Origin of the sequence: Shewanella sp. SM32 (assembly GCF_025654235.1) — a bacterium.
GTDB classification, from domain to species: domain Bacteria; phylum Pseudomonadota; class Gammaproteobacteria; order Enterobacterales; family Shewanellaceae; genus Shewanella; species Shewanella oncorhynchi.
Genome location: NZ_JAKKRO010000114.1, coordinates 1 through 4,549, shown reverse-complemented (window position 1 = coordinate 4,549; position 4,549 = coordinate 1). Strand labels below are relative to the sequence as shown.

Annotated in this window: 4 protein-coding genes; all 4 read right to left on the bottom strand. The window is 40.7% G+C overall.

Annotation, left to right across the window (positions count from 1 at the left end):
• A partial coding sequence (gene tnpA / locus L5M10_RS24255) for an IS66 family insertion sequence element accessory protein TnpA (protein ID WP_411569349.1) occupies positions 1 to 166 on the bottom strand: 166 nt, incomplete at its 3' end.
• A 1,684-nt stretch (positions 167 to 1,850) separates the two neighbouring features.
• Positions 1,851 to 2,306, bottom strand: a complete 456-nt coding sequence (locus L5M10_RS23255) for a 5' nucleotidase, NT5C type (RefSeq protein ID WP_107404925.1) — start codon at positions 2,304 to 2,306, stop codon at positions 1,851 to 1,853.
• 119 nt (positions 2,307 to 2,425) lie between these two features.
• The gene (locus tag L5M10_RS23250) at positions 2,426 to 3,967 is read right to left on the bottom strand and encodes a tyrosine-type recombinase/integrase (RefSeq protein WP_011846135.1); all 1,542 of its coding nucleotides are present in this window, start codon (positions 3,965 to 3,967) and stop codon (positions 2,426 to 2,428) included.
• A 342-nt stretch (positions 3,968 to 4,309) separates the two neighbouring features.
• The coding region (locus L5M10_RS23245) for an integrase core domain-containing protein (RefSeq protein WP_263176386.1) at positions 4,310 to 4,549 on the bottom strand (240 nt) is incomplete at its 5' end.

Below are 4,549 nucleotides of genomic sequence, written 5' to 3'. Positions count from 1 at the left end.
CATTAGCTTGCTCAGTTTGTGGTGATAGACGTTGCCGCCATTTATAAAATGACATGGTGCTCAGTTGATGGGTTTGGCAAAACTCAGTGATGCTCAGCTCTGATGTGTGCCATAAGTCGATTAATTGCTGCCATTGTGCAGCGTTGCGGTAAGCTCGCTTTGCCATATCACTCTCCTGTAATGATGAGTGCACAGCTTATCGCGCGATCTTAAGTGGGAATAGGACGTCCTAAAATGGACGCTTACGTTAATACTGCATATTAAGTACGCCTTCGGTGTTTTAGCCTATGATAGACGTTATGCAAATACACCCGAGCCCGAGGATCCATGGGTGCGTTTTAAATACATGATGTTCCGGTTTTGCTAAACCTCAACGTAACTAACCAGACAAATTAGTGAATGACGCCTATAGGGCGGTTAAGGAAAAATGATGGAATTTTTACTACCAATTGCACTAATGATTATTGGCAGCATAGTGCTTGTGAAAAGATGTAAGCCAAAGAAATAGATAAGAAAAAACTCTGAAATTCGTGACCATAGTAAGGAATCTGCCTAGGGTCTATTGCTCTTCCGAGAGTTATTTTTAGATAGCATGGCAAGAAGTTATAATTTGCTTTACCAAAAGTAACTATAACCTCAAGCCATGCAAAGACTCCACAGGCCGTGTTGATCACTAAGAAACTAGCTTGTTTCCACTGGAAACAAGATCAACGCAGGCAGTAAGCCTACGTGGGCCATCGATAAAAAGCTGTTTCCAGTGGAAACAAACCCGCTGAATCGACCTGTTGCCACAACCCAGCGGTTGCCGCAAAGTCATCCGGCCGTTAAAACCGCGAACAATAGACATCAATGAGGTCGTTGTTTCCACTGGAAACAAGAATAGCCCAGACAAATAGCTACAGCTGATCACTAAGAAACTAGCTTGTTTCCAATGGAAACAAGATCAGCGCAGGCAATAAGCAAACGAGGGCTATAGATAAAAAAGCTGTTTCCACTAGAAACAAACCCGCTGAATTGACCTGTAGCCGCAACCCAGCGGTTGTATCAAAGTCAATCCGGCCGTTAAACACCGCGAACAATAGACATCAATGAGGTCTTTGTTTCCAGTGGAAACAAGATTCACGCAGACAATAACCCAACGTGGGCCATCGATAAAAAAGCTGTTTCCACTGGAAACAAACCCGCTGAATTGACCTGTAGCCGCAACCCAGCAGTTGCCTCAAAGTCATCCGGCCGTTAAAACCGCGAACAATAGACATCAATGAGGTCGTTGTTTCCACTGGAAATAAGATTAACTCAGGCAATAAGCCTACCTGGGCCATCGATAAAAAGCTGTTTCCAGTGGGAACAAACCCGCTGAATCGACCTGTAGCCGCAACCCAGCGGTTTCCTAAAAGTCATCCGGCCGTTAAAAACCGCGAATAATAGACATCAATGAGGTCTTTGTTTCCAGTGGAAACAAGATTCACGCAGGCAAAAACCACCTTGGGCTTTGACAAGAAAGTTGTTTCCACTGGAAACAAGATTAACTCAGGCAGTAAGCCTACGTGGGCCATCGATAAAAAGCTGTTTCCAGTGGAAACAAACCCGCTGAATCGACCTGTAGCCGCAACCCAGCGGTTTCCTAAAAGTCATCCGGCCGTTAAAAACCGCGAACAATAGACATCAATAAGGTCTTTGTTTCCACTGGAAACAAGAATAGCTCAGACAAATAGCTACAGCTGATCACTAAGAAACTAGCTTGTTTCCAATGGAAACAAGATCAGCGCAGGCAATAAGCAAACGAGGGCTATCGATAAAAAGCTGTTTCCAGTGAAAACAAGAACTACAATTGAAAGGATCTTTAATCATCAAAGCAAGTTATTAAATAATTCAATCTCAACAGCACTCCAGTCTGGAAAGCGAATCGAACCAAACTGCCACAAATCCCCCTTAAAAAACTCTTGGCCCTTTCCTTCAACGTGGTCGTCGATAAGAATATCTCCCTTCAGTAATCCTTTGTTCGGAATGATGATAAGACGACTGACATATTCCATGCCTAAGTGTTGCTCTACCCAAATACGCTTCTCCATATAACACAATGGATTTTGCAGACTTGGCGCTGTGGCTATATAAGGTTCAATTTCTGGATGTTCAAGCATCTTTTTCATCACAGCAATGCCACCTATTTTAGGGGCTAAGCAGCTGAAAAAACCCAATTCAGCTTGAGGGTATGCCTGCTCAGGTTTCTGGAGTTTTTTAAAGGTTACAGCTTCTGTATAATTTACAAGCACATCGTCCATATCAACATATACGATTTTTGGCATAGCCTTACCATTCATAACAAAACCAACCTAAGTAACTGTATTAAAATATGATTATTATAATAAGACATCTGCATTCTCACAATATAGAAGAGTACGTTCTATAGAAGCAGTGTCTTAACTTACTTAAGAAAGTCAGGTAATGCACCCACTTGTCTTGATTTATCAAGTGTATTCACAGCTTCAAACCTTGAGCTATCCATCAAATGTGCATAACGTTTAGTTGTCTCAATCTGTTGATGGTTTAGCAGCTGACTAACCATATAGATGTTACCAGTCTGCATCATCACTTTAGATGCAAAATCATGCCGTAAATCGTACAGCCTAAAATTTTCAATTTTTGCCTCTTTAATAATCATGTCCCATGATTTTTTTATTGTGGTGAGCTGAAGCTCAGGATTAGCTGGCGATGGAAATAACCAAGCATCCATTCTGGTCTTAAAATAACTAGCAGATTCGTTATGAATGCCATGTTTACGCCATTCTTTTAGTGTCTCCAACGCCAGAGAATTTAAAGGAATAACATTAGATATTCCGCGTTTATCAATCGATTTTCGAATACGGAAAAATTTTGAGTCCAAGTCAACATCAGACCATTTTGAATTGAACAACGTACCAGGCCTAATTCCCGTCTCTTTGAACAAAATAATAAAAGGTGAAACATGATCCACAAAATGACAACTTTCGAGATGCGCTGGCGTTTCTAGCCTGCGTAATATCCTATGCTCAATCGTCCTAGCTCTTTGCTCATGTTTTAATGAGTTGCGCTGGTTAATTGCAGCATACAGCCTTAATTCCTCATGGTCAGATAGATAACGAATGACCTGATTATCGACTCTTATTCTAGGTAAGCTATACAGATCATGATCTTTAATAAGACCTTTTTCCTTTGCTAACTGGATACAGGCTCGAAAAGTGCAAATACCTTCTTTCATCGTTGAAGGACTCAACGTCCAAAGACTATCACCCGCAGCTAACTGCCTTTTCGTCAACTTTCGCTCTTTAGATTTCATCCACTGCCGTACCAAATCAGCATTAATATTACCGATAGGGCTATCTAGTAAATGCCCAAAATGACGTGAAATGATATCCACCTTCACCATTACCGTTTTTGGATTTTCATATCGTTTTGTCTCTACATATTCTCCATATAAAAAATCCCTAAGGGAAACACTACTCTCTCCACTTGCGGATGTTCCACGTTGTTTGTCGACGATTTTTATCCCTAGATTATTTCCTGCTTTAACGTGTTGTGCAGCCTTCAGAAGAACTTGAAAATTAGAATTGGTCAAATTGCCAAGCTTTATTGTTTTCAGCGCTGCAGAAAGCGTATCACGCTGCCTTAGATAAACACTCGCGAGAGATTCTCCTATCGCTGTAAGCTTTTCATTTTTCAATGTAAATTCAGACTTGTAAAGCCGAATTGAAAGACCTGCTATCTCATGACTATTTATAGCCAAGTATTTAGAATTCCCCGCCCACCAACTTTCTATGCTCTCGTGGAAAGCAGCTAGTTCTGCAAACGTAAATTGACTATTTAAATACACCTCAAACTCTTGGACAACTTTTAATCTCTTCCTAGTAGAAGAGACTCTGTAACCTAAGTAGGCCAAAAAACTTGATATAGATTGATTGGTAAACGCAATTTTTAATGTCTTATTCATGTGCTATCTCACTTCAATTTGATGAAATTTGATCGCACACCTATCGCACATGATACATGCAAAACAGTGCAAAACCATGCAAAACCCTAAGTTGCCAAAAATGAAAAAAACATTTACTATCAACAACTTAACGCAGCTTCACAGGTCGGGCAAATCATTCAGGATCGACTCATAATCGTTAGGTCCACGGTTCAAGTCCGTGAGGGGCCACCAATTCAGATAAGCCGTAGTAGGTTAACCCCTACTACGGCTTTTTCGTATTTAAAATAGTCGCGTTGCTTATTGGTTCTATAAGTAATATTCTTTCTACGTGATATAAATTACGTAGAATAACTGTACTGGTCAACCCAAACTGGACACTTTTAGTTGAGAATTTTCAAACTCTACAGGTGACAGATCACCATTAGCAGAATGAAGTCGCTCCAAGTTGTAATATTTCATGTAAGCAGTCACATCTTGCTTCATAAACTCCCTTGTTGGTTGATTAACTTTAAAAATCCAATCGTGTTTTAAGCTGCCAAAGAATCGCTCAACAACGGCATTATCCCAACACGCTCCCACATCACCCATGCTGGCTCGGAT